The 5,149-nt window shown below is 50.0% G+C and carries 4 protein-coding genes; 1 reads left to right on the forward strand and 3 read right to left on the reverse strand.

The genetic code is table 11. The features are described 5' to 3' along the window. Positions 1–173 precede the first annotated feature (173 nt). On the reverse strand, positions 174–1,286 hold the full coding sequence (locus tag NE473_RS29560) for an ABC transporter substrate-binding protein (RefSeq protein ID WP_055652482.1): 1,113 nt from the start codon (positions 1,284–1,286) through the stop codon (positions 174–176). A 53-nt stretch (positions 1,287–1,339) separates the two neighbouring features. After that, complete coding sequence (locus tag NE473_RS29565) at positions 1,340–2,170, reverse strand: amidohydrolase family protein (RefSeq protein ID WP_242866284.1); 831 nt, start codon at positions 2,168–2,170, stop codon at positions 1,340–1,342. A 113-nt stretch (positions 2,171–2,283) separates the two neighbouring features. Here NE473_RS29565 and NE473_RS29570 point away from each other — a divergent pair, with 113 nt between their 5' ends. Beyond that, positions 2,284–2,961 (forward strand): cyclic nucleotide-binding domain-containing protein, encoded by a 678-nt coding sequence (locus NE473_RS29570; RefSeq protein WP_055652483.1) that lies wholly within the window; start codon positions 2,284–2,286, stop codon positions 2,959–2,961. A 103-nt stretch (positions 2,962–3,064) separates the two neighbouring features. Here NE473_RS29570 and NE473_RS29575 read toward each other — a convergent pair whose 3' ends face one another. Then, positions 3,065–4,897, reverse strand: coding sequence for a bifunctional metallophosphatase/5'-nucleotidase (locus NE473_RS29575; RefSeq protein ID WP_055652484.1), 1,833 nt, complete (start codon positions 4,895–4,897; stop codon positions 3,065–3,067). Positions 4,898–5,149 lie beyond the last annotated feature (252 nt).

Here is a 5,149-nt window from a genome sequence, read left to right on the forward strand (position 1 = left end):
TATCCAGCTTCCTTCAGATTCCACCTCACGATGGACACCCTTGCCTTCGGCTATATCCTTCCCACCACCGGGCGGATTCCGGACTTGCACCGGTTAGAAACGTGCGCCGCCGGGCGCACCAAAAAACCGGCGGCCCATCCAGTCAGACGGACAGCCGCCGGTGTAAGCGCCTTTTACCGATAACCGGCGATTTCCAGGTATTTCAGTTCCAGAATATCGTCCATGGTGATATCCGGATTGGACAGCAGATCATTGGTCTTCATAAATTCCAGAACCTCGCCCAGAACACGCAGATCCTGCCCTGTTAAGTTGATTCCGAAATTGGAACCGCCGTACATGGTAGAGAACCATGCTTCCTCGCGCTGAGTAATCTCTGCCAGTGTGGTAAATGCCGTTTTCTGATTTTCTTCGCTCTCTGCCATCCAGTCGTCAACTCGCTGGACCGCCCTCAAAACCTTGGCAGTGATTTCCGGATACTTCTCACAGAATTCGGTGCGTCCCACAAACGCGCTGATCTGGCAGGTCTCGCTGACAACGCCGTCAGCCAGCACATGCACGTCGCCGGCGTCAATCATGGAGCTGAATTTTGCCAGCTGGTCAGCCGCACCCTGTACTTCGCCTGAAGCGAGAAGTGTCACCGTGTCGTTGGTGTTGACCAGTTCGATGTCATCCTCGGTAAGTCCCATGGAATGTAAGTATGTTAACAGCAGATAGTGGGCGCTGGTTCCCACAGAGACGGCTATCTTCGCCCCCTTAAGTCCCTCAGCATCCGTGATATCTATATCTGCCACCAGCGGATACATGGTTTCCGTATCGCAGTTGCGGCCGATAATCTTATAACCGTACTCTGCGGAAATACCAGCAATTGCCGCCTGCTCGCCAAATTCTGCGAAATCCAGATCACCGGAAGCAAATGCCTCGGAGATGGCCGGTCCATTCTGAAAATAGTCCATAGTAAAGGTCACATTGCTTCCCTCAAATTCTTCCTGCAAATATCCCAGATTGTATGCAAGATTTAGCGGGAACTGACTGTTGATATCCCCCAGATGAATCTCAATCGGTTCGCCGTCATATACGTAGCCGTCGATGGAGCTCTCCTTCGCCGCTGCCGTGGTGTCCTCTGACTCGGTTTTTTCGGCCCTTGTCTCTTCCGTCCTGTCTTCCTTTGTGTCCGTTTCCGCGGAAACAGTTGTCTGCGGAGCCGTGTCTTTTCCCGCTCCGGCTGAGCATCCGAACAGTGCTGCTGCCATACAGATTGACAGACCGATAGATAATACTTTTTTCATGTTGCGTTCCTCCTCTTTTTGTGTGGTTGTTGGCGGCTGTACAGCCGGGCGTGTTACAGTTTGAGCAGCTTCGCTGCATTATTGTAAAAGAAATCCGGCATTACAGATTCTTTTAAACCGCAAGTTTCGTAAAACCTGGCAGTATCCATGATATTGAGAATGGGATAGGCCGTACCAAACAGCATCTGGTGTTTCATCAGCGTATTGGCCGCTTTAATATAATCCCCGCTTCCCGCTCCGGTTAATCCATACATATCCGGAACAATGTAAATATTGGGCGAATTAAACGCCATGGCCATTACCTCTAAATGCCACGGCCATCCCCCATGGCCCACGATGATTTTCAAATCCGGAAACCGGTGAAGTACGCTCCCCAGCTGGCGCACCGTATCCGGATCCACCACGGGAAGGAGCTTGGCACTGTAGCTTACAAACAGAGCAAGATCCTCTCTCTCCAGTTTCTCATACATGGGAAATGCAACCGGATCATCAAACGCGTAGGGCTTCGGCTGGTAGGTGGGCTCTATACTGACTCCCCGGATATCCCACCGGTCCCGGCAGCGGTCAATCTCGTAAAGAGCCTTATCTCCGTCCGTCGGATCAATATAGGGAAAGATCATAAAACGCCCGGGATATCTCGATGTCAGCGGAAACATCCCCTCGCTGTCCACCCCCAGATTCTTCCTTCCGGGTACCACAGAGAGTTCAATGTGTGCCAGATCCATTTCTTTTACAAACTGCTCCAGATTCCCCGTACGCTGCGATTCGGAGACGGTCATATCAAACGCGTCTGCGAGCCGGGCGAAATGCGCCTGTTCATTCTGGAACATGGTCAGATAATTTCCGTAGGGCGGGCGTACCCTGAAATCAATTTTTTTATACACTTCAGTACTCCTATACAACTATTCATATTAAATTTGCTGAACTTAGTATATAATAAAGGGAAGAAAAAGAATATGAGATTTCTCATATTTTTATGAATTTCAGGAGGTGTTCCATGAAGAACGCAGAGAGTCCGGCTGTAACCGACCGGATTTTGAAAGAACATGACTTTGACAGCCATTTTTCCTTTGATATCCGTCCCCATATCCGTGTCACAGAGTACGAAAAAGGCGAATACATTATCCGCAACACGGATCAGCTGACAAGAATTCTCTATCTGATTCAGGGGACGGCAAAACTGTATGGCTTCCACAAAAACGGCCGGCAGTCGCTCATTAATTTCTTTACGCCGTTCAGTCTTTTCGGCGTACCGGAACTGTTTGAGGAGAACAAACGCCCCTATCCCCTGGTGGCACAGACAAAGTGCCGCTTTATCGAAATTGATACGAGGGGATGCCGTGCCGGCCTTCTTCAGGATGCACGGTTTCTGAGATTCTGCTGCAGTATGGCGTTAAAACAGAACGTCACCCAGAATCGGAAATACATGAGTCTGACCGCCTATCCCAGCCGCAACAATTTTGCCGCCTGTCTGCTTCTTCTCCAGAACGGCGGACTGCTGTCCGTGAAATACACCGAGATTGCGGAGTACTTAACGATTTCCTATCGTCACCTGATGCATTTAATCTCCACCATGTGTGAAGAACAGATTCTGGAACGCGTGCCGAAGGGCGTACGAATCCTGGACTGGGATAAGGTGCGGGAGCTGGCGGAAGAGATCCGGGAAGAGGAATAGGAATAAGAGGCCAGGAGATGAGAAACAGCCTGATTGCAGGCAAGGGAAAAGGGACTGCTCACGAATTGTGAGGCAGTCCCTTTTCTGTAAATGCTTCTATAAGCTATTTCACTGTAATTCGTCCCTGGCCGTGCGGGTCACCGTAATCAGCGCCTACATTACCGCCCAGATTGGTATTGATGTATGCGGAGAGAATGTCCACATCCGTCATAACCTCGTCCCTGGTAATATTCGCACCGGCAAACATGGTCATTCCGTCGCCGCCGGATTTCAGCATATAGTTGTGGGAAGCGACTGTGTAGGTCCTGTTTATATCCAGGGCTTCCTCCCCTACCTTGATATCGGTTACGCGGTAAGCACCTCCGACTTTTAAGAAGTTCCCCTTCTCATCGGTCTGTACCGTAGACGGCACAGAGGTATCGATGGTATAGGAAAGGCCTGATACCTGAAGGAATCCGCCGTTTTCATCCGGGCAGTTTCTGGAAGCCATCTCCAGAGCGTCTTTAATCTGCTGGCCCTTCACTTCCACGACACATCCCATGTTGCCGTATGGGAATACAGCCAGTGTGTCATTGTATGTAATATTGCCTGCCGCTATGTTGGCCCGGATGCCTCCGCCGTTGGATAAGCCTATATCGGCTCCCAGTACGAAGCGGTATGCATCTGCGGTCAGGTCGCCCAGATTCGTCTCGGCACTTCTCACGGCACGCTCTCCCGTCGCCGGATCATTGACGGTCAAATCTACATCACTGTGCCCCAGCACTGCCTTTAACGTCTCATTGTACTGCGCCTGAATTCCTTTGATGAACTGATCGGTGTCATAGTCCACATTTTTCCCATCCTCCGTGACGGCACTTCCGCCAGGAAGAGTGAGCTGCATGCCGATCGTCAGCATATCAGGATTTTTAATCTTATCTCTGTTGGCATCGTAAATCTCTCTCCAGCGGTTATAGGAGCCCAGCTCTCTCTTTGCAATTCTGCTTAAGGAATCTCCTGATTTCACCGTATATCCCCTGGAAACGCCTCCTGCCTCTACCTTGGAGATCAGTTCTGTTGTGATCGTTCCGTCTTTTTTAATCGTCATCTTTCCGATATCCTGAAGCTTCGTACCGGTCTGAGTAAGTATAATATCTTTACCATCTTTGTTCTTCACAACCTTTGATGGAACCGTCTCGTGTGAATGGCCGTCGATTACGGCATCAATCCCGTTGGTATTCTTAATGACACTGTCAGAAGACCAGCGCTCCGTGGTTCCATTCTCCCCCAGATGGCCGACGAGAATCACGTAATTGGCTCCATCCGCCCTTGCCGCATTCACACTGGACTGAATCTGGTCATAGAGCTTCTGTCCGCTCTCATCTTCACAGAAACTGTAGATATAGTTTCCGTTTGCATCCTGGAAATACGCCGGTGTGGACTTCGTAAAGCTTTCCGGTGTGCTGGCACCCACAAGGGCAACCTTCGTATCGCCGTATGTCATCATCTTGTATGGTGCAAATACGGTCTGTCCGGTCCGCAGGTCCATGAAGTTGCAGGAATAGTAACCACAGCTCAGTTTTGCCGCCAGTTCCAGGAAACGCGGCATGCCGTAATCGAATTCATGATTCCCCGGTATGGCAAAGTCATAGCCAACCTTATTCATGATATCAATTAAGTAGCCTCCATCGGAAAGTGTTCCGATCGGCGCGCCCTGAATGGCATCGCCGGCGTCAACAAGGACAACGTACGGTGTCTGCTCGAGCATCTGCTTCTTATACAACGCCAGCCCGGCATATCCGATGTTGTCGTCAACACCGCAGTGAACATCATTGGTATACAGCACAACGATGTCGTGGTCTGCCGCCGCTGCGGTAAACGACATGCCGGTGGTCAGAGACAGCACCATCAGCAGCGCGAGCCACAGGGACAGTAACCTTCTTTTTCCGCTTCTTTTCATTTCTTAAAGCCTCCTTTTTTACATTTTTTACCTTTAAGCTTATTATAACAGATAAATGTAAAATATGGGTATTGTTTTCTTATTTTTTTCTATATTGTGGAACAGGAATGAAGTAAGACGTCAGAAAATCGAGTAGGAGGGAGTGATTAACTCCCGTCCTCTCACACCACCGTGCATACCGTTCGGTACACGGCGGTTTCAACGGTTGACGTGCACGGACTGATAGGCTGTGGCTAAATCATAATAGCCTCT

This window comes from Hungatella sp. SL.1.14, assembly GCF_024460495.1.
Taxonomy (GTDB): Bacteria; Bacillota; Clostridia; order Lachnospirales; family Lachnospiraceae; genus Hungatella; species Hungatella hathewayi.

Bases quoted from the DNA above. Each gene is read 5' to 3' on its own strand.
- NE473_RS29560 (WP_055652482.1), bottom strand. From the start codon at position 1,286: ATGAAAAAAGTATTATCTATCGGTCTGTCAATCTGTATGGCAGCAGCA.
- NE473_RS29570 (WP_055652483.1), top strand. From the start codon at position 2,284: ATGAAGAACGCAGAGAGTCCGGCTGTAACCGACCGGATTTTGAAAGAA.
- NE473_RS29575 (WP_055652484.1), bottom strand. From the start codon at position 4,897: ATGAAAAGAAGCGGAAAAAGAAGGTTACTGTCCCTGTGGCTCGCGCTG.